Raw genomic sequence first — 20,569 nt, forward strand, 5'->3', positions numbered from 1 at the left:
CTGTACCGGACACAAATGCAAGCCCAGACACTATCAAAGCGAAGTGGCCCCGTCAGCTGAATTAGGCCACAGAAGTTTTAGCAAATGTGTCCTGTGCAACACTGTCCTGTTTTTGCAAACACCGGCGATGGCCTTGGGAATAAAAAAGCCGGCTTGCGCCGGCCTTTCATCAACTCTTTCTGAACTCGCCTTTTTTGTCGAACGGCCAGTCGATGCCCAGCCAGGCCTTGAAGAAGGCCTTTTGCTTGTCAGACACCTTCTCCAGCGGTTTGAGCGCCGCTTTACCCTCCGGCCGCTCGCCAAGTACCAATGTGGTCTGCTTGAGGCTGTCGTCAGCAAAGTAGGTCACAGTGATGCTGTCGCCTGCCTTGAAATCGGCCAGACGTTTATCAAAGCCCTCACCCGTGACCTTGAGACCATTGATGGCAACCAGCTCGTTACCGGCAACCAGGCCTGCTTCCCATGCCTTGCCACCCCTATCGAGAGTTTGCAGCTTGAGACTGCCTGATACCAGGCTAAAGCCCGGGTAGACTTTGGTTTTGCCATCGCCGTCGTCTTTGCCATAAACCAGTCTCAACCCGGCGCGGGACAACAGCTCATCAAAATCCAGCACCATGGGGGAATCGATATGACTCTGCCACCAGGGGCCATAGTCCTTGCCGGTCAGTTGGGTCAGAATGCCTTTAACATCGTCGACGCGGTAGCCCTTGGGCACAGCAAAATCACGGTATAAGGCCCGGTGGACGTCGCGATAGGAGTGCTTGAGTTTGGTATCAGAGAGAATCGCCATATCCAGGGCCAGCGACGCCATATACCCCTCAGAGTAAATGTTTACGCTGTGGTTATGGGCATAATCGCCGCCCTGAGCAACCCACTCCCCGAGACTGGCCTCGGCCACCGACTGGATTTCACGGCCGGGGGTTTGCTGATGACGGTCAATACGCCCGGCGATATCTTCCAGCAGCTCTTTGGCGGTGATCACGCCCGCCCGCGCCAGCAGCTGATGCTGAAAGTAACTGGTGGAGCCTTCGGCTATCCACAGCAAAGAGGTCAGTCCTTCCTGTTGATAGTCATAGGGCACCAAACCGGCTGGGCGATAGGCTTTCACGTTCCAGGTATGGATAAACTCGTGGGAGGCGGTGGAGATAAATCTCAGATAGTCCTTGCGCTCACGGAACATAAAACGCGGCAGCTGAATGACGGTGGAGTTGAGATGCTCGGTGGCCCCCCGGGCTCCACTGGTGGCGTGCACCATATAAACATAACGCTCGAAGGGGAAACCGTCCCATATGGCGCTGGCCTGGGTGCCAAGCTTGGTCAAGTCGGTGACCATTTTATCCAGGTCATAGTTCCCCTCTCCCCACACAACCAGCTCATAGTCACGCTTGGCGGATGAAAAACGACGGTGATGGCTTACACCGGTTTCGATGGGTGAGTCCACCAGCACATCGTAGTTGGGCGCCACAAAGCTGTGGGCACCGTCCCCCTTGCTCATCCCCGAATAGCTTTGCCAGCCTTCCGGAACCGTGAGACTGACACTGAGTTCCTGATCCCGAAACTTTGGACTGTACATAAACACGCTGCTGGCATCCAGATAAGCATGGGTGGCATCAATATGGCGGGTTCTGAGCCCAAGCTCGTCGGCATAGAGCTGATAGGACACTGTCACTTCCGACGCCACGGGCAGACTCAACACCCACTCGCCGCTGGCGCTGCGTCGCCACGGCACAGCATTGCCACTGGCATCTATGGCCTGAAAGGCGCGCACGCCGTCAGCCAGAGGCAACACCTGATATTTACCGGTTCGCCATACGGGTAAATTCACCGGAAAGTCTCCGGCCTCCACCTTGGGAAAACGTACTTCGACTTTGGCCAGATGATGGGTCGGAGAAGAAAGATCGATGTGATAATCCACACCGGCAAATGCACAAGTCGAAATAAACAGTGACAAGGGTAAAAAGGCAGTTAACTTTTGTTCCACTCTGTTGTCCTTATAGGTATGATGGAATCCAATAAAAGGGCTTGAGTATAACAAGACATTCATCTCCCCTCATCCTGATGTCACAAATGCTGACAATTTCCTGATTTTTGCAGGGGCAGACTTGAGCAACGGATAATTTATGCGACTCATTTTATTGGCTTTTTCGCTGTTATTTTTGTGCTTATCCCATTTTGCACTCGCCAGAGACCTCAAGTCGGAAGAAGTTGAACTTAGAGAGTCACCGCAGCAGATTTTTGACCGGGTCAATGCGTCGCTGCCGCTCCCCCCATCAGTGCTTGAAACCCGTGCAGCATTCAGTGCTTACGCAAAAGAACAAGGCTTATCGGTAGAAGAACTTGCAGAACTCCTCGCCCTGATTGCCCGAGCCAATTTGCAACCCAATGTTGAAAATGCCAACAAGGCCCATGACCTTGAGCTGATTGTCAGTTCACTGGAAAAGTCAGCAGCTACGCCCTACGAAAAAGCCATGGCACTGATGCTCAGAGGGCGGATGCTGGGCAGGCTTGAACTCAAGTTCGAAGAAGCGGCCGGTTATTTCATTCAGGCGCTTACTCAGGATCAGGAAAGCCAGAGTCTGGCCTCGCAGGTGCTGAGGCTCAACCTGCATGAGCAGCTCGGTGGTATGTATCTGATGATCAATCAGGACGTAACCGCTCTGGTGCATCTGCAGAAATTCCGCGATCAGGCCTATCAACTTCGCGATGACTATCTGATAGCCAACGCCGAAGCTGAGCTTGGCAAGTACTACAACAAAAAGCAGGAACTGACCAAGGCGTTGCAGCATTACAGCGAAGCCTTGCGGCTTTCGGATCAGGAACATCATCCTTTCCAGCGTGCGTTTCTGCAAATGCAGCTGGCCAAGGTGTACCGTGATTTAGGGCACCGCAGCGAAGCCTTGAGCCATGCCCACGATGCTGCCGAAACCTTTGGTCAGATAGGCAGCGAAAACTTCCTGTCGGCTACCCTGACGGTCATCGCCATGACCCATGCAGGTAATAACGAGTGGAACAAGGCCATCGACTATTACCTCAATGCCCTGCAGGTAGACAGACGCAGTGGCAATTATTCCGCCCTTGCCCGTAACTTCCACAACCTGGGAGAAGCCTATGGTGAGCTGGGTGAACTGGAACTGTCGCTGAATTATCTGCAGCAAGCCAATCAGATGTTTGCGGAGCGGAAAATGAAGCACTTTTTGGTGTATAACGAAGCTTTGATTGCCAAAACCTTCTGTAAGTTATCCCAGTGGCAGCTCTGCCGTGAGCATGCAGACATGGCCTACGACCTTGCCCGTCAGCAGTCTCTTAAAGATGTGCTGATCGAGTCCCTCAGCCAAAAAGTCATTGCCGCCAAAGCCCTTGCAGACTGGCAAGGTGCCCTGGATTTCCAACAACACATTATCAGTTTGCAACAAGAAGAAGCCGCCCCTCAGGTGGCTGCCAATCCAAGCACGTCGGCGCTGACAGAACAAAAACTCAAGCTGGATTTACATCAAAAGAATGAGCAGCTGCAAGAAAGCCATGCCCATCTCAGGGAGCGCACTATACTGCTGGCCGGCAGCCTGATGCTGGTGCTCACTCTGGCAACCATGGTGTGGCACTATCGTCGCTCGCGTTGGGAACTTAAGGCCAAAATTGCATCGTTAAAGCATAAACTGCCCCTGGACGGAGCCACGGCACACCCCGGTTTGCCTGCCCTTCGCAGTGCCATCAAAAAACCAAAAACCAAGGCTGTGGCACTGCTGCGAATAGCCAGCTTATGTGAGTCTGATATCCGACTTGGCCATAAACGCATGGTGGAAGCGGCGCAGGAAACAGTAAACGCCATTGAAAAACTGCCGGGTATCAAAACCTATGTAATACGCCCGGGTCTTATTGGCTTAAGTTTCGATGAACCTATCAAGGCTGCAGATGCGCTGCTCTTCAACCTCAGAAACCAAGTTCCTCATATCGAAGGCCGGCTGCAGCTCAGCTTTATTAACCTGCCCTTACTGCCAAATCCGGAACTTTTGATACCGGATAACAATCATATAGAAGTACTTGAATTGGCAATGGCTGGCGCCTTGTCACTGGATGAAGACAAAGACCTTTACGTCACCTTATGGGCGCTGGACTTTACGCCTTCAGCGGTCTTCGGTCACCCCCTGTATTTACACCTGGAAAAAAGCATCGGCCGCGGCCTTATTCGGGTGGAAACCAACGGCGACAAGGATAAAATTGTCTGGCCCCAATGGCAGACACCTGTGCCAGCGGATGATCCATTAATTAATTGATGATTTCAGTCAAATATTCTGCACCGGGATGCAGCTTACGTTTGCACTCTGGGTTGATTGCGATACCATTAATCCAGTGGACAAAATGCCGGTTCAGCATGAGAAAACACAGTCAGTTTATTCGGTCAGGAAAGCATTCTGCATGAAGGACGCCAACGAAGCGATTTCGCAAATCACGCTACTCAAACAGAAACTCCATTCTGCAAAGGTGGCGTTGGATGAGCTCAATGAAGATCGCAACGCCAAGTTGCAAACCCTGCTGCAGTTCATTTCCAATCTGAGCCTGGCCTGCAAAGGGCAAAATCTGGAGTTGGATAACCGGCTTGCCAAGTTACGCCACCAACTGACTACCTACGAAAAGCTCGACGATGCCCTGCCGGATATTGTCGAAGTGGAGCGCTTGCTCAAGGGCCAATACCACCATGTCATGGCACAGCTCGAAGACAGTCGAGCAGGCCTTGGACGGGTAGTACGCCAAATTCAACGTGTCGAGTCCGCACCCGACAAACTCAAAAAAGAAGTCGCCTACTTCAAACAGGATCTCTCCAAGCCTCTGCACACCGTGTGGGAATATATCCCCAAGGTCGAAAAGTTGATGGCGTTTTACGAAGAGATACTGTCGGCACAGTTTAATTCCGGCGAACCTTTGGCAGTGCTGCCCAAACACCGTCAACTGGCCCATGAGCTGGCCCAAATCATCTCCGAAATCGAGTTTCGCAAAGACCAGCGCGATCAGGTGCTGGTGATTAAAGAAATGTTGGCCGGTGAGATAGATGTTGAGGGGCTGATGGATGCCTATCAAACCATACTGTCCCTGCTGGTTGATAATATCGCCCGAGAGAAAAGCGCCTCTCAGGAATTCCTCTATGCCCTGAATGATGCCTTGTCTGCAGTGCGCGAAGTCGTCTCAGACTCCTATAACCATACTCAGCGCAGTCATCAGCTCAAGCATCAACTGAATCGTGAAATCAACTCCCGGGTTGATAACGTTGGCGAAGCCATAGTGGATATCGAAGATATCACTACGCTCAAGTTTCAAATTACCGAGCAGCTGTCCAGCCTGCGCTCGGCACTGTCCCGTAAAGAAGCCCTGGAGCAAAGAGAACAAGCCTTGCTGCGCAAGTCGATGGAGACCATGCGCAAAGAACTCAATGAACTTGCTGAAGAAGCCAGCAACTATAAAGAGCGCTTGTTTGAACAGCAAAAGCTGAATCTACTGGATACGCTCACCCAATTGCCCAATCGGGCTGCACTGGAAGAGCGCATGGAGCAGGAATTCCGAAGCTTCCAGCGCCATAAGCACCCCCTGTGGGTAGCAGTGGCCGACATAGACCACTTCAAGTCCATCAACGATAACTTTGGCCACAGCACCGGCGATAAGACTCTGCAGGTCATAGCCATGGCGCTGAAGAACTCGCTGCGGGATACTGAGTTCGTGGCCCGCTACGGTGGTGAAGAATTTGTGCTGCTCATCCCTGAAGTATCAGATACTGACATAGTGCAACTGCTGAACCGGGTGCGTGAGAAAGTAAAAAATATTCCATTTAAATTTAAAAATCAGAGAATTACAGTTACAGTATCCATAGGGGCCGCACGGGTAATGGATAATGAGCTCATTCACGAAACCTTCGAGCGAGCTGACGCGGCCCTCTACAAAGCCAAACATGAGAGCAGAGACAGGGTGATTATCGACTGCTAGCCCCGGTGGGGAGTAAGCAACTCCTGTCAACGCCCAAGGAGTTGCTATGATAGTGAAAGTCAGTCCCCGTGGTAGCATGGATCAGCTTTCCCAGCTGGAAGTCGATCGTCTCAAGCAAAGTGCCAAAAGTCCCCTCTATCAACTCTATCGGAACTGTTCACTGGCCGTATTGGCCTCAGGCCTGAAAAGCGACAGCTCATCCGAGCTGTTCGATAAATACAAAGATTTTGAAATCAATATCCTGCAGCGTGAGCGCGGGGTAAAGCTTGAACTTATCAACCCGCCTGAACAAGCGTTTGTGGATGGCCAAATCATCGCCGGCATTCAGGAGCATTTGTTCTCTGTGCTCAGAGACATTCTCTACATCGCCGACAAGTACGATAATCTCAAACACATCAACCTCACCAATGCCAGTCACATCACCAACGTGGTGTTTGATATCCTCAGAAACGCCCGGGCCTTGCCGACCAAGAACGATCCCAACGTGGTGGTGTGCTGGGGCGGCCACAGTATCAATGCCCTCGAGTACCAATACACCCGTGAGGTTGGTTATCAGTTGGGCTTGAGGAAGCTGGATATCTGCACCGGCTGTGGCCCCGGCGCCATGGAGGGCCCCATGAAGGGGGCTGCCATCGGTCACGCCAAACAGCGTATTTGTAACGCCAGATACATTGGCCTCACCGAGCCCAGTATTATCGCCGCCGAGCCCCCCAATCAAATCGTCAACGAGCTGGTGATATTGCCGGATATTGAAAAACGACTGGAGGCCTTTGTGCGCTTGGGTCACGGCATAGTGATTTTCCCCGGCGGGGCGGGCACGGCCGAAGAACTCCTGTATCTACTGGGTATACTGCTGAACAAGGCCAACGAGCACATACCCTTTCCACTGGTATTAACCGGTCCCAAAGAAAGCGCCGACTACTTCATTAAAATTGATGAATTTGTTGCTGCGACTCTGGGGGAGGAAGCACGCAGTAAATACCACATCATCATCGATAACCCCGATGAAGTGGCACGGGTGATGCGCGAAGGGATGGAGCAGGTGAAGGTGTTTCGCAAGACCAATGGCGACGCCTATCCCTATCAATGGTCACTGCGTATCGAGCCTGAGTTTCAACTGCCCTTTGTCCCCACACACGAAGTGATGGCCAACCTGCATCTGTATTTTCAACACAATAAGGCCGAGCTTGCGGCTAACCTGCGCCGGGCATTTTCAGGCATTGTTGCAGGCAACGTGAAAGGTGAAACCATTCGTCTCATCAAACGCCATGGTCCCTTTGAGTTGCGGGGCGATCCCAGATTGATGTCGTTAATGGACGACTTGCTGCAGGCCTTTGTCCGTCAGCAGCGGATGAAACTCCCCGGCAGCGCCTATGAACCCTGTTACAAGATAGTCAAATGAATCGTCTGCTCATCATAGATGGATTAAATCTGGTCCGCCGTATCCATGCCGCCCTGCCCGATGAGGGCGACATGGATACCCTGTATGACAGGGTCGCCCAGGCATGCCGTAAATTACTGCGGGGTCATCAGCCCACTCACTGCGCCATCGTCTGGGATGGCGATGCCATCTCATGGCGCAAACACCTGTACGAAGACTATAAAAAAGGTCGCAAACCCATGCCCGAAGCCCTCGCCAAGGGGTTGCCGGCACTAAAAACCAAACTGGAAACATTGGATGTACACTCGGTCAACGCCGATTCTGAGGCAGACGATATCATAGCTACCCTTGCCTGCAAGCTGGCGGCAACGGGCGGTGAAGCCATTATCGTGTCTACTGACAAGGGACTCTTGCAACTGATGTCACCCCATATCAGGCAATGGGATCATTTCGCCGGCCAGTTTTTTGATATTGAAGCATTCGAGGCCAAGTTAGGTATCGAGCGGCATCAGCTACTCGATTACATTGCCCTGTGCGGCGACAGCGGCAATAAAATTCCCGGTATCCCCGGCATAGGCCCCAAGTCTGCCAGTGAATTACTGCGCACCTATCGCAGCCTTGCCAATCTTTACCATTCCCTCGGTACCCTCGGCAGCAGGCAAGCCAACAAGTTACGAGAAGGCCGCGATATGGCACGCCTCAGCTACAAGTTGGCCAAACTGCAAACCGAACTGCCGCTGCACCTCAAGCTGAGCGATCTCAGAGTCAATCCTTCCTGATGATGCCATTCGATTTGGCAGGCCTTGTCCTGTCAGTCACCTCAGCGTTACAGGCAATTTTGTAACAAATAACACAACTTATTTACCGCCTTCACGCCTTGCAGTATCTTTATCCGCATCTTCGGCGCAAGCCGAAAGCTGTAACGAGGAAAAGGGATATGAAAAGCAAGGCTCCCGTGGTGATAGGCTCAGTATTTGCCGCCTACCTGGCGTTTGTGGCTGTGGTGGCAATAGGGTACGAGCCAACACCTGAGAATATGGATTGGGAAGACAGACAGGTATACAACAACAAGGCGCTGGCCGAACTGGTGATAGGACAGGACATTGGCTCTGTGCGCCAGCTGCTGGGCGCGCCGGACTTCAGCGAAGCCAAATCAATAAAAGACAGTGCGCTGCAGGTGCTCTTTTATCGCACCCACCATGAAAAATCAGATGGCGTGACCACCAAGGATGAGTGTACACCACTGTTATTCAAAGATAATCAGCTGATTGCATGGGGCTCAGATACTTACAAGCAATATCTGGATGAGGCCCCAACGGGTATCTGACACAGTCATCGTGCTTGTTAAAAAAGCCGCCTCGGGGCGGCTTTTTTTCATGCTGGACGTGTTTATTCAATCACGCCTGTCAGTCTTCTTTGGCGTACTCGCGATAGGGTTCGCCCTGCTCCAACCACGCGGGCGCCTTGGCACCTTTAAGGTAGTGGTCGAAGTATTCCTTCATACGAATGCTGTAGTCCAGCTTGTTACCGTATTGCTTAAGATGGTGAGGCTCACCCTCGTATTGCAGCAACACCACATCCTTACCGGCACGGCGCATGGCCAGATACAACTCAACCCCCTGCTCCCAGGGCACTGCATCGTCCTTGTCACCGAACATGATCATCATGGGTGTCTTGATACGGTCGGCATAAAATACCGGCGAGTTTTCCACGTATTTCAGCGGCGCCTGCATCAGACTCTCGCCGATACGGCTTTGGCCGGTTTCATACTGGAATTGACGCGCCAATCCGGTGCCATGACGAATACCACTGTAGGCACTGGTCATATTGCCTACGGGTGCTCCTGTTACGGCAGCGGCAAAGATGTGAGTCTGAGTCACGGCAAAGGCCGTTTGATAACCGCCCCAGGAGTGGCCCTGAATGCCCACGGCCGTGGGTTCGGCAATCCCCATTTCAATCAGCTTTTGAACGCCCGAGGTCAACGCCTGCACCGAGCTGTTACCCGGATAACCCACCTCAAAACGGATATCCGGCAGGAAGATGGCGTAACCCTGGTTGGCGTACCAGGCAAAATTCGGCCTGTGGTTGATGTTCATCGACGGGAAGGCATGCAGTCGGTCGCTCATAAAGCGATAGAAATACACCAGCACAGGGTAACGCTTGCCAGCCTCATAACCCGCAGGTTTGATAAGCACGCCATCGAGCGGCTTACCGTCGGTATTGGTCCAGTGCACCAGTTCAGCCTTACCCCAGCCAAATTTGCTGCGCTGAGCATCAAGCTCAGTCAAACGGCGGGCATCGTCAACCTCCAGCACATCGGCGCTGTAGAGGTCGGGGAAACGGTCGTAACGCTCACGGCTGAAAACCAGGGTGTCGGCATGCTTGGCGCGGCCCAGTACGCTGAGTTTTTCCTCTTTGGCATGCAGGGTTTTAAGGCCATCTTTCCCCAGGGTTACCCGGTAGAAACCATCGGCCTTGGTGCGCTCATTGTAGCCTTTCACAAGCAAACTCTGACTGGTGTTAACCGTGGCAGGCGCCTGGTTTTTGTCCTGATACAGACCCTCAACCCGATAACTGATGCCCTTGTCTCTTCCCGAGGTGAGTTTCAGAGCCTTGGCATCTGCCGCAGCAAATTGCCAGATATCGTATTTGTCGTAAACCAGCAGACCACTTTCATCAGCCAGCCAGGGACCAAAGCCATAACCCGGCGCATCGGAGGGGTAGTCATGGTCTTCATCGGCAAATGGCACGTCAAGATTGGCATTCAACACGCGCAGCTGCTTTGAAGCTACATTCAGGAGCTGTACCTGCCCTTCCCGGAAATACGCGGCATAGCGACCATAGGGCGAAATGTTGGGTTCACTGTTTGATGGCTGACGCAGCGCCACTGCGGTGCGCTCCCCACTCAGGGTATCGATAAGATAAAAATCGCTGTAAAACCCGGCCCAGGTGATTTCTTTCAGGTAAGGTTCACTGGAACTGCCCAGTACAAAGCGGCCGTACTCTATGGGTTTGGCTTCCGGCACTTCAGGGGTGGCAAGCTGTACCACCTGATTGCCTGCCAGGTGCCATACGGCCAGCAGGGTCTGCTTTTTCAACTTATCATAGGTCTTGATCTCATGGGGCTTAATCCGCGGGTCATCACCGTGCCATAGCTTAAGACCGCGGCTGTCGCGGATAGTCGCAGTGTCATACAGACTCGCCTCATCGCTGAATTTTTGCAGGCTCAGCACCTTGCTGACTTCGGGCACTGTGCCGAAATACAGCCTCTCACCGTCTTCGGAAAACGACAGCTGCGAGTATTGATTCAACACCCAGGCATCCGGATGCATGGCAAAGCGGACATCCCCCTTGTCGTTCACCAGTCCAAGACGGTACTGGCGCTCATCCACCTTGTCGGCGGCTACTCCGGCGCTGAAGGCAATATGGCTGCCATCGTGGTTGATAGCTAATGCCCCCAGTTGCTCAGATTCAGAGCTGTACTTTTGTTGCTGGCTCAGGTCACTCAGGGTAACCGACAACAGTTGATGCTTAGCCTGCGCAACATCATTTACCAACACCGCGGCTGATTTACCTTTCTTGTCAAAGGCATAGGCAGTGATATCTTGTAATTCAAGCTGTTTGCCACTATTGAGGGCTATCAGCGTCAGTGGCGAGCCCTTGTCGGCCTTATCCACCTTGGGCTTTTTAAGGTTGTCTTCCGCAGTTTGGGGCTTAGCTTCGGCCACCGAAGCATTATCGGGGGCCTTATCATCGGCCTTATCTTTTTTGTCTTCCTCGGCCTCAAACCAGACAGCAAGCACAGTACCGGCATCGTTGAAGGTAAACTCCTTCACCCGGGAAAAACGCTGCTCTTTACCAGTGGCAACTTCAACCAATACCATGCCGTCTTTCAATTTTTTACGGGCTTTGGCATCGCTGGTTTCTTTTTCAAGCAGCGATGGTTCCAGCACCATGGCCACATACCGGCCATCGGCACTGACGACAGGCTTTGAAGCACCGGCAACGCTCAATTGGCGTTTACCTGTGGTTGAATGCACCAACGTACGGCTATCCCCTCTGTCCGGCGCCACTTCCACCGCCACCAGTGAACCATTATCGGCAATCACAGGTTTTTTGAGAGATTCGAATTTCATGATGTCCTGAACTTGCATGTTGCCCGAAGGCGCTGCCAGGGCAGGCAAACTCAGACTGGCGGCGCTTGCCAGAGCGCAAAATAGAGCGGAAGGCTTCAAAGGTCGTCCTCTTTATAAGTTGTTATTCGACTAAAGTAGACTTTTTAAGGCTTAGGCTTTGAATCATCTTTCTTAGCCTTGATTTATGCATGTTAGCCTACAGAAAAAACCGAGTGTTTGCTCACCTTTTCCTGTGAAAAGTGTATAAAAGTGTTTAAACTAATCGAGACATAAATCACATAATTCCAGTCTTGTTTCCGCTTGCGGAAGCCGACAATTGCAGTAACCACCAACCGTGGAAGGAATATCCATGTCTAAAAGAACGATTACCGTAATCCCAGGTGATGGGATCGGCCCAAGCATCATCGACTCCGCTCTGAAAATCCTCGATAAGGCGGGTTGCGACTTCGAATATGAATTTGCCGATGCTGGCCTGACGGCTCTGGAAAAGCATGGTGAACTGCTGCCTCAGCGTACGCTGGATCTTATCGAAAAGAACCGTATTACCCTGAAGGGTCCACTGACTACTCCCGTTGGTGAAGGCTTTACCTCCATCAACGTTACCCTGCGTAAAAAGTTCAGCCTGTACGCCAACGTACGTCCAGTGAACTCTTTCAAGGGAACCCAGGCCAGATACGAAAATATCGACATCATCACTGTCCGTGAAAACACCGAAGGCATGTACTCCGGTTACGGCCAGAAAGTATCAGATGACGGCAGCACTGCCGAAGCCACCAGCATCATCACCCGTCAGGGTGCTGAGCAGATCACCACTTTTGCCTACGAGCTGGCCCGCAAGGAAGGCCGTAAGAAAGTGACCATAGTGCACAAGGCCAATATCATGAAGTCCACCTCAGGCCTGTTCCTGAAAGTGGCCCGTGAAGTGAGCCAGCGCTATCCCGACATCACCACCGAAGAAATGATTGTGGACGCCACCTGTATGAAGCTGGTGATGAACCCGGAAAACTTCGATGTGATTGTAACTACCAACCTGTTTGGTGACATTCTGTCTGACCTCTGTGCCGGTCTGGTGGGTGGTCTGGGCATGGCGCCCGGTGCCAACATCGGTGCCAGTGCGGCTATTTTTGAAGCCGTACACGGCAGTGCCCCGGATATCGCCGGTAAAAACCTGGCTAACCCCACTTCCGTGATCCTGGCCTCTGTACAGATGCTGGAATACTTGGGCATGGCTGACAAAGCAGCGGCTATCCGCAATGCCGTGGCGGCTGTGATTGAAGAAGGCGACCGTACTACCCGCGATCTCGGCGGCACCCACGGTACCACCGACTTCACTCAAGCCGTCCTCGACAGACTCGCCTGAGAGCCCAGCGTCATCTGACGCAGCAAACAGTGAAAAAGGATGAGCCAAGGCTCATCCTTTTTATTTTCCCACAATCGCCAATACCCAATGCCCATGCAAACTTCAGCATGAGTTCAATTGCCATCTCCCCTCAATGGCCTAAAGGCCCCCGGCAATATCAACGCTGCATGCTCCGCAAGGTATCATCACCAGTTAAAACCCACTAAAGTAACAACCACTTAACTCTACTATCCCATCAAAGCCTTACAGCAACAAACCAAAAACCACTGTATCTCTTTGTATCAATTAACTATTTAGCTATCAATCGCAATTGCCCACCCATCAATTTCTGGTCACAATGCCTGCCTGCCAAGTGTCCGGCAGACAGTTAAAAGCAGTCGCACCCTGAGGTGCTGTAAGGGATATAAGATGAAAAAAATCATAGGATTGTTAATCGGCATAAACCTGGTCGCCTGTGGTGGTGGCAGTGACGACGCTGCGCCGGAAGTACCGGATAACCCAGTCACCTTCAAGGTCGATGCCTGTTACCTGATGAGCACCAATCTCGGGGACATAACACTTGCCATCGACACGACCAATACCCCCATCACCGGCAATAACTTCAAACAATATGTCGACAAAGGCTTTTACGATGGCACCCTGTTCCACCGCGCAGTAAACAACTTCGTTATTCAGGGCGGCGGGTATACCAGCGGCCTAGAGCCAAAAGATACGGATGCGGCGATTAAAAACGAAGCCAGCGTGGGTTTCAGTAACGAGCGTGGCACCTTCGCCATGGCACGCACTGCAGCGCCGGATACAGCTACCTCGCAGTTTTTTATCAACGTGCTGGACAACCCCCAGCTTGATTATTCTGCCAGCAGCTACGGCTATGCGGTATTTGGCAAGGTACTTTCCGGAATGGAAGTCGTGGACCAAATCAGTATCGCCCCGGTACACAATGTAAACGGCTTCAGCGATGTGCCTGTGGATGAAGTCGTGATTGAGTCGGTAACCGAAATGAATTGTCCCGCTGGCTGACAAAGTCAGTTTGCAGCCAATTCCAAGCCACCTCCAGGGTGGCTTTTTTTGTTCCGTCTTGAACACACTGAACCCGGATTTAAACAGAGCATCTTGGGTAAACTGCGCCGCCCCTGCAAGGAAAAGTATTGTATATCCCTGCACGAAGTCATCTTGCAATGCTCACATGGGAGTCTTACTTTGACCGAACACAATGTGATGATATTGGAAAATATCGTATCTCAGTGAGGTTGATGTATGCGTCGCCATCATGGCAAGTGCTCGCAACAAGGCAATCTACGGGCTCGCAAGCTCCCGCGAATAACCGTTACTCGAAATGGCAAGCAAGACGGATAGGGCCTTACTATCCCTCATCCACTGCAAGTCGCTGACTTTATTATTCTGACCGTTGAGCGTACCAGTTGGAGTGCTAAAAGAATTGTACGCGGCGAAAGGACCGGGTACACGACAGCAAGCCAAGCAAATATTAATTGCTACCTCTTGGCGCAAACACAATAAGCTGCATGTATTCGCCGATAACCACCGAATACATATGTTACCAGCAGTTTTATGCTGCGAAGCCTTGTTGCTGTTTCAGAAAAGGCTATGATACGTCCACTCTGACAGGGTCCACCTTTTTGGTAAGTTGCACCTAAAGTAGCAATATCATCGAGTTAAATCTTATGTCCATATCCTATTTGAACAACTTGAATTGGTCAGATTGGACCAGAGAAGAGAGGTTTTTCTGCTCCTGTTTATACGAGCAAGTCAACTCTGATCCTGCAGCCTTGGTAAGGCTTATTAACAGCGAGACATCGCTCAACCTAAAAGAAAATGTGTATTGGGATATAGGCTACGAGGTTTGCTTATACCGGGACTACCAGTGGCATAGAGCTTCTTCACCGATTGGCGCATCGCAGTATTCTCAGAAGCGCACGTTCGATCTCTGTCTGTTTTCAGAAGATACAATCGTCATTATCGAAGCAAAGGCTTTCGGTCGATTTTCCGAAGAGGATGGCAACAAATTAGCCAGAGATAGAAAACAAATACCGGAGTTATTAGCCAAACCAAACCTTAAGGTTTGCACTGTTGCTTTAGCGTCATCCATCTATTTTGAGAACCATGGCAAATACGGTAAGCCGGATATCCTGGATGCATTTGATGCGAGGTTAACCTGGCACGCGCTTTTTAAAACCTATCACAATGCGCTGTTTGAACAAGCCGACAAGCTCTATAAGTCGTTACCGACTTTTGCATAGTGTTCAAATGGAGTACCCAGATAAAATAAAGGCGCCATTGGGCGCCTTTATTTGTGCTCGAGCAAGCCTTGATCCGACTATCAAATCCAAGGTGAACTTGGGCGGAGCCACAGGTGTACAGTCACTTCGTCACGATCGTGATAAAGGTGCTTACAGGCCAGATGAAACTCGTGAATGCCATTTTCCTTAAGGATGGCATGCATATTGGCGAGGATCTGCGACACCTCTTTGTAGCGGCTTTTCATCGGTAGTTTGAGGTTAAAAATCGCCTCTTTAAACCAGCCCTGAATCGCCCAGTATTCCATCAATTCAGCCACACGGGCAGGCTTTTCCACCATGTCACATACCAGCCAGTAGATATTACGGCGGGCTGGCTCAAATTTGAAACCGTCAGCGCGGTGGTGCGTCACCTGTCCGGTTTCCATCAGATCATGGTTCATGGGGCCATTATCGATGGCGTGCACCATCATGCCACGGCGCACCAATTGATAAGTCCAGCCACCGGGACAAGCGCCCAAATCCACCGCATTGAGTCCACTGCGAAGACGGGTTTCGTGCTCTTCACGGGGAATAAAATGGATAAAGGCTTCGTCCAATTTAAGGGTCGAACGACTCGGAGCGTCCGCCGGAAATTTTAGCCGCGGGATCCCCATAAAGTGTGGAGAGCTGTTGTTTGACAACGAATAACCGGTAAAAGCCTTGTTGGGCGCCACAAAGCACACATGCACTATGGGACGACGGCTGCTTTCTTTGTCCAGCAGCACACCACGCTTTTTCAATGCCTGACGCAGGGGCACTGTGAATTTACGGCAGAAGGCAGAAAGCTCTTTGGCTTCATTGGTATCTGGGGTTTCTACCCGCAGTTCCCCTGCCCGTTCAACTTCCGTCAGGCTCTCAGCAATAGGGGTAACCCTGTCTTCAGGTGAAAAGTCATCAAGCAAATCGCCACAGGCGAACATCTGCCGGGCAAAAATCAGCGAGTCCAGAGGCAATTCTTTGGCGAGGCGATCACCATCATCAGGGCTGAATCCCTGAAATACCACATAAGCATCGTCGCGGTTGGCTTTGACGAAACCACCAATGCCGAGCTCGGCGGCCCGCTGCTGAATTTCAGCCGCACAGTCTTTTTCATAACCGGCACGGCAATATAAGAACAGGTTTTTCATTGCGATTCTTCGTTGGCGCTAACATAAAGCGGCCCAAAGGCCGCAAAATCAGAAATTGGCGCCGAGTATATCACAGCGCGGCCATCTCTTGGCTATTTGCCGTCAACGACCCGGCTGCGCCATACCGCCGCCCCCAACAGCAGCCATCCCAGAAGCAAACAGGTACCGCCCAGCGGGGTAACAGGCCCCCACCATTTGGCCCCTGTCATAACCAGTGCGTACAAAGAGCCGGAGAAGAGCGCCATACCCACAATAAAAAATCCAGCCGCCCAGGTCAGTAAACGAGATGCGATAAAGGGCCAGGCAAGCGCGACAGCAAGCAGGGCAAAGGTGTGATAAAACTGGTATTCAACCGCCAATTTAAACACCGAGACCATCTCGGCACTCACCAGATTTTTAAGGCCATGGGCACCAAAAGCACCGAGGGCAACGGCGAGAAACCCGGTCACAGATGCGAATAAAAACAAACCTCTATTCATTCATTTCTCCCATAAATTCAAGGCAGGCCGAGGCAGCAGCTATCAGGTTATCCGCTTCGGTAAGTCCTGACGACTTGCGCGGAGTCAGGCTGTGATCACCATCGGCAATCCAGCAGAATTTCACGGCTGAAGGCACATTCCAGGCAGCAACCTGCGCCCTGGTGCCAAAGCTGTCGCGCTCACCCTGCACTATCAACAGTGGCAGTTGGCAATTAGCCAAAGGCTCAAGGCGAACTTCTTTCCCCTTGGGCGGTAAAAAGGGGTAACCCAAACAAAGGATCCCTGCAATTTGTGCCACATCAAACTCGGCGCCCAGAATGGCAGCCATACGCCCTCCCATGGACTTACCCATGAGAAACAGTTGCTTGGGTCTATAGTTTGCATCAACTATGGCAATGGCTTCGCGAAAGCACTCGAGCAGCGCAGGGGCTCGATTGGGAGGACGGCGCTTACCATCCAACTTGCGCTGTTCCATATAAGGAAAGTTAAAACGCACCACAGCCACACCCTGGCTGGCAAGCCTTGACGCCATGGCCGCCATAAAGTCAGAATCCATATCGGCACCCGCGCCGTGGGCAAAGAGCACCATCACATCCCCCGGCACGCCATCGAGTTTAAGCCAGGATGGCAGAGGGGTTTGTGGGTTGTTGTTCACTTCAGGCGGGCAAGAGTTCACTGCGTGACTCCTCGGCAAACATGTCCAGCATCCATTCGCGGAACGCCACAATTTTGCCAAGCTCGGCATGGTTTTGCTGGCACACCAGATAATAGGCATCTTTACTCACCAACACTTCCTGAAAAGGCACCACCAAACGACCCGCTTTGATATCCGGGCGCGCCAGCACGCTGTAGCCCAGCGCCACACCCTGACCATGGGCGGCGGCCTGCAATACCAATGAAGAGTGACTGAAAATCGGCCCCTGGTTCACGTTTACATCGGTTACGCCACACTGGCGAAACCAGGCTTGCCAATCGTGGCGACTCATGTCGTGCAGCAGGGTGTGATGCTTAAGATCTGCGGGTGTTTCAAGCGGCTTGTGGCCATTGAGGAGCATGGGGGAACACACTGGAATAAGCACTTCGTTGCGCAGTTTATCGGCCCGAAGACCTGGCCAACTGCCCTGTCCATAGTAAATGGCCACATCCACGTCATCAGTGAGAGAGCCTTCTTCGCTGTCCACCGCCTTGATACGCACATCGATGTCAGGATTTTTCTCACTGAATTTGGCAAGCCTTGGCACCAACCACTGAATCGCGAAACTGGGCGACATACTCACGGTCAACGAGCCAATGGCACTGCGGGCCAACAAACGATCGGTGGCGTCGGACAGTTGGGTAAAAATATCCTTGATGTCGAGAAAGTAGCTCTGTCCTTCTTCGGTGAGCAGCAAAGAACGGTTCTTTCGCCGAAATAATTTTAATCCAAGAAAGTCTTCCAGCGCCTTAATTTGATGGCTCACAGCAGCCTGGGTAACAAAGAGTTCTTCGGCAGCGCGGGTAAAACTCAGGTGCCGTGCAGCGGCCTCAAAGGCCTTTACGGCATTCAGCGGAGGAAGTCGTCTTGACATGGTGATCCCACTCTCATTTTTTAATTAGTTTTTCTAATCCGCATTGTTACATTTTATCGTTTGTTAATGAAAGGCTTTTTGCGTAAATTTTGCGCCAACAAACGAGATGGTCGGGCGGCTTTTAATCGGAGTAAGCATGCCTGACGAGTGACCCCGGATACGCTGACAGATGAAGCGAAGGGGTGACCCAACTGATACGCCCGGAGGCGCTTACTATGATGAACCTGAAATCCGCTTTTGCCCTGATGCTGTTTGCTGCTTTTTGTACAACCGCCAATGCCAACCAAGAAACCACGACGCTGAGCGCTGACGCCATCGTCTTTGATACGCAAGCCCTGCATGAGTCTATCACTACTGAGCTGACCCTGAGCATGGCCAAAATCCAGGACGAGCTGCGCGCCGACAACCAGGGCACTACCCTGCTACTGGCCAATCAGCAAGACGCCAAAAGCGACGCCACTGCGACCAAGGCCGAGTAACACATCGAATTGATTGCCGGTTAACACGAACAAACTGGTAAATAGAAAAAGCCGCAATAATGCGGCTTTTTTGTTGTCTGAATTTTGCCCCCAGACTGTAAAAGCCTGTCTCGCAGCTAACTATCAGATTGAGGCTGGCGGCATATTCTTCGGGACACGGCTTTTTATCAGTGCCCTTTGCCAGATGCCGCCTGAACGTTCAGCGTCTGCTCAGGGACGATATACCTTCACGTTATTGTAGCCCTGCTCTTGCAGATACAGGGCTTGCAGCTTACTCATAACGCCACGTTCGCAGTAAAGCAGATACGTTTTGTCTTTATCGAGCTCGGCAAAAGCAGTCGCCAGTTTGAAGAAGGGGATTACCTTCACTTCAACGCCGTCCACGTCCAGGGGTCTGGACTCTTCTTCTTCTGGCGCGCGAATGTCGATGATAACTTCGTTTCCGGCCGCACTGGAGACGGTCTCGGTTTCAGTCACTCGCTCACTGGTGGCAACAGCAATATCACGGATATCAATCACTTCTGCTTTCGCCAGCACGCGGTCGAGCAGGTCTTCAGAAAACTTCTGCTCTTCGGCTTCCACCTTGGAGAGTACCGCCTTCACGGTAGGGCGCTGGGAAATCACACCACAATACTCGGGCATGGAGGCCGCGAAATCTTCGGTACCTATGCGGCGCGCTTCGCGGATAATGTCCGGTTTATCCATGCTGATCAGCGGACGCAGGATCAAGAGGTCGGTGCTGCGGTCAATGACATTAAGGTTGGTCAGGGTCTGGCTCGACACCTGACCCAGGCTCTCACCAGTGACCAGAGCCTGAATACCCATGCGTTCGGCCACACGGGTGGCGGCGCGCATCATCATGCGCTTAAGCACCACACCCATCTGACCGTTTTCGATACGCTCGAGGATTTCTGTTACCACTTCTTCGAAGGGCACAGACACAAACTTCACTTTGTGCGACTCGCCGTAGGTCTTCCACAGGTGGTAGGCCACTTGTTTCACGCCGATTTCGTGCTGGGCGCCACCAAGATTGAAGAAACAATAATGGGTACGGGAACCCTTTTTAATAAACTGGAAGCTGGCCACGCCCGAGTCAAAGCCACCGGAAATCAAAGACAGCACGTCTTCCTGAGCGGCAATGGGGAAGCCCCCCAAACCCTCGATGCGCTGGCTGACCATATAGAGCTTGTCGCGATCGATTTCGAGCTGGATGGTCACATCCGGGTTCTTCAGCTGCACGCCCTTGGCTTCGGTAAACTGGTTTAAACCGCCGCCAACATAACGCTCAACCTCGATGGAGTTGAAATCGTGTTGACCGGCACGCTTTACCCGCACACAAAAGGTTTTGTCCTTGAGCATGTCGCGATACACAGGCAGCGCGAGCTGATAGATATCATCCACGGTTTCAAAGTCGTACTCGGCCACCTGCAGCACATGATGAATACCTGGAATATGAGCCAGACGCTCGGCAAAGAGCTCGGTAAGCTCAGGCTTGTCTTTGGGCACCTTCACCATGATCTTGTCCCATTGGCGCTGTACCTTGGCATCCTCATCGATTTTTTTCAGCACATTGCGGATATTGGACTCGAGCATCTTGGTAAAACGCATTCTTACCGGTTTGCTCTTAATCATGATTTCGGGATACAGCTTAACGATAAACTTCATGGGACTTCCAAAAAACAGGCTTGCGCCGAGGGTTAAAGTTCGAACTAAAAGATAATCGCGGGAGTATATCAAAAAGCAGCCCCGAGGGGCAGAGGCAGCGATTCCCC

Annotated in this window: 16 protein-coding genes; 9 read left to right on the top strand and 7 right to left on the bottom strand. The window is 51.9% G+C overall.

The window, feature by feature from the left end; all coding sequences use genetic code 11:
* Nucleotides 1–169 precede the first annotated feature (169 nt).
* Nucleotides 170–1,981: a M61 family metallopeptidase gene (locus SAMA_RS12625; protein ID WP_049758011.1), complete on the bottom strand. Its 1,812-nt coding sequence runs from the start codon at nucleotides 1,979–1,981 to the stop codon at nucleotides 170–172.
* Nucleotides 1,982–2,120: 139 nt separating this feature from the next.
* Here SAMA_RS12625 and SAMA_RS12630 point away from each other — a divergent pair, with 139 nt between their 5' ends.
* From SAMA_RS12630 to SAMA_RS12650, 5 genes are all read left to right on the top strand, one after another.
* Nucleotides 2,121–4,271 carry a tetratricopeptide repeat protein gene (locus SAMA_RS12630; protein WP_011760528.1) on the top strand — a complete coding sequence of 717 codons (2,151 nt, stop codon included), beginning with the start codon at nucleotides 2,121–2,123 and terminating at the stop codon, nucleotides 4,269–4,271.
* A 142-nt stretch (nucleotides 4,272–4,413) separates the two neighbouring features.
* On the top strand, nucleotides 4,414–5,970 hold the full coding sequence (locus SAMA_RS12635) for a GGDEF domain-containing protein (protein WP_011760529.1): 1,557 nt from the start codon (nucleotides 4,414–4,416) through the stop codon (nucleotides 5,968–5,970).
* A 46-nt stretch (nucleotides 5,971–6,016) separates the two neighbouring features.
* On the top strand, nucleotides 6,017–7,372 hold the full coding sequence (gene ppnN, locus SAMA_RS12640; protein ID WP_011760530.1) for a nucleotide 5'-monophosphate nucleosidase PpnN: 1,356 nt from the start codon (nucleotides 6,017–6,019) through the stop codon (nucleotides 7,370–7,372).
* On the top strand, nucleotides 7,369–8,130 hold the full coding sequence (xni, locus tag SAMA_RS12645) for a flap endonuclease Xni (protein ID WP_011760531.1): 762 nt from the start codon (nucleotides 7,369–7,371) through the stop codon (nucleotides 8,128–8,130). Before ppnN ends, xni begins: the two co-directional genes overlap by 4 nt.
* A gap of 158 nt (nucleotides 8,131–8,288) precedes the next feature.
* Nucleotides 8,289–8,678: a DUF3192 domain-containing protein gene (locus SAMA_RS12650; RefSeq protein ID WP_011760532.1), complete on the top strand. Its 390-nt coding sequence runs from the start codon at nucleotides 8,289–8,291 to the stop codon at nucleotides 8,676–8,678.
* 79 nt (nucleotides 8,679–8,757) lie between these two features.
* Here SAMA_RS12650 and SAMA_RS12655 read toward each other — a convergent pair whose 3' ends face one another.
* On the bottom strand, nucleotides 8,758–11,505 hold the full coding sequence (locus tag SAMA_RS12655; protein ID WP_083766449.1) for an alpha/beta hydrolase family protein: 2,748 nt from the start codon (nucleotides 11,503–11,505) through the stop codon (nucleotides 8,758–8,760).
* A 331-nt stretch (nucleotides 11,506–11,836) separates the two neighbouring features.
* Between SAMA_RS12655 and SAMA_RS12660 the strand changes: the two genes are divergently transcribed.
* From SAMA_RS12660 to SAMA_RS12670, 3 genes are all read left to right on the top strand, one after another.
* Complete coding sequence (locus SAMA_RS12660) at nucleotides 11,837–12,847, top strand: isocitrate dehydrogenase (protein WP_011760534.1); 1,011 nt, start codon at nucleotides 11,837–11,839, stop codon at nucleotides 12,845–12,847.
* A 408-nt stretch (nucleotides 12,848–13,255) separates the two neighbouring features.
* Nucleotides 13,256–13,867, top strand: coding sequence for a peptidylprolyl isomerase (locus SAMA_RS12665; protein ID WP_011760535.1), 612 nt, complete (start codon nucleotides 13,256–13,258; stop codon nucleotides 13,865–13,867).
* Between the two features lie 662 nt (nucleotides 13,868–14,529).
* Nucleotides 14,530–15,105 carry a hypothetical protein gene (locus SAMA_RS12670; RefSeq protein WP_011760536.1) on the top strand — a complete coding sequence of 192 codons (576 nt, stop codon included), beginning with the start codon at nucleotides 14,530–14,532 and terminating at the stop codon, nucleotides 15,103–15,105.
* A gap of 80 nt (nucleotides 15,106–15,185) precedes the next feature.
* Here the strand turns inward: SAMA_RS12670 and rlmM are convergent, their stop codons facing one another.
* The 4 genes from rlmM to SAMA_RS12690 all read right to left on the bottom strand — a co-directional run bounded on the left by rlmM (nucleotide 15,186) and on the right by SAMA_RS12690 (nucleotide 18,318).
* On the bottom strand, nucleotides 15,186–16,271 hold the full coding sequence (gene rlmM, locus SAMA_RS12675; RefSeq protein ID WP_011760537.1) for a 23S rRNA (cytidine(2498)-2'-O)-methyltransferase RlmM: 1,086 nt from the start codon (nucleotides 16,269–16,271) through the stop codon (nucleotides 15,186–15,188).
* A gap of 92 nt (nucleotides 16,272–16,363) precedes the next feature.
* Complete coding sequence (locus SAMA_RS12680; RefSeq protein WP_011760538.1) at nucleotides 16,364–16,750, bottom strand: DUF423 domain-containing protein; 387 nt, start codon at nucleotides 16,748–16,750, stop codon at nucleotides 16,364–16,366.
* Entirely contained in the window at nucleotides 16,743–17,426 is a 684-nt protein-coding gene (locus tag SAMA_RS12685) for an alpha/beta fold hydrolase (RefSeq protein ID WP_011760539.1), read from the bottom strand. Before SAMA_RS12685 ends, SAMA_RS12680 begins: the two co-directional genes overlap by 8 nt.
* Nucleotides 17,407–18,318, bottom strand: a complete 912-nt coding sequence (locus SAMA_RS12690; RefSeq protein WP_011760540.1) for a transcriptional regulator GcvA — start codon at nucleotides 18,316–18,318, stop codon at nucleotides 17,407–17,409. Before SAMA_RS12690 ends, SAMA_RS12685 begins: the two co-directional genes overlap by 20 nt.
* 215 nt (nucleotides 18,319–18,533) lie before the next feature.
* On the opposite strand from SAMA_RS12690, the gene SAMA_RS12695 reads away from it, so the two are divergent.
* Nucleotides 18,534–18,797: a hypothetical protein gene (locus SAMA_RS12695; protein ID WP_011760541.1), complete on the top strand. Its 264-nt coding sequence runs from the start codon at nucleotides 18,534–18,536 to the stop codon at nucleotides 18,795–18,797.
* A 210-nt stretch (nucleotides 18,798–19,007) separates the two neighbouring features.
* Here the strand turns inward: SAMA_RS12695 and thiI are convergent, their stop codons facing one another.
* Complete coding sequence (thiI, locus tag SAMA_RS12700; protein ID WP_011760542.1) at nucleotides 19,008–20,462, bottom strand: tRNA uracil 4-sulfurtransferase ThiI; 1,455 nt, start codon at nucleotides 20,460–20,462, stop codon at nucleotides 19,008–19,010.
* Nucleotides 20,463–20,569: the final 107 nt, after the last annotated feature.

Source organism: Shewanella amazonensis SB2B, assembly GCF_000015245.1.
GTDB classification, from domain to species: domain Bacteria; phylum Pseudomonadota; class Gammaproteobacteria; order Enterobacterales; family Shewanellaceae; genus Shewanella; species Shewanella amazonensis.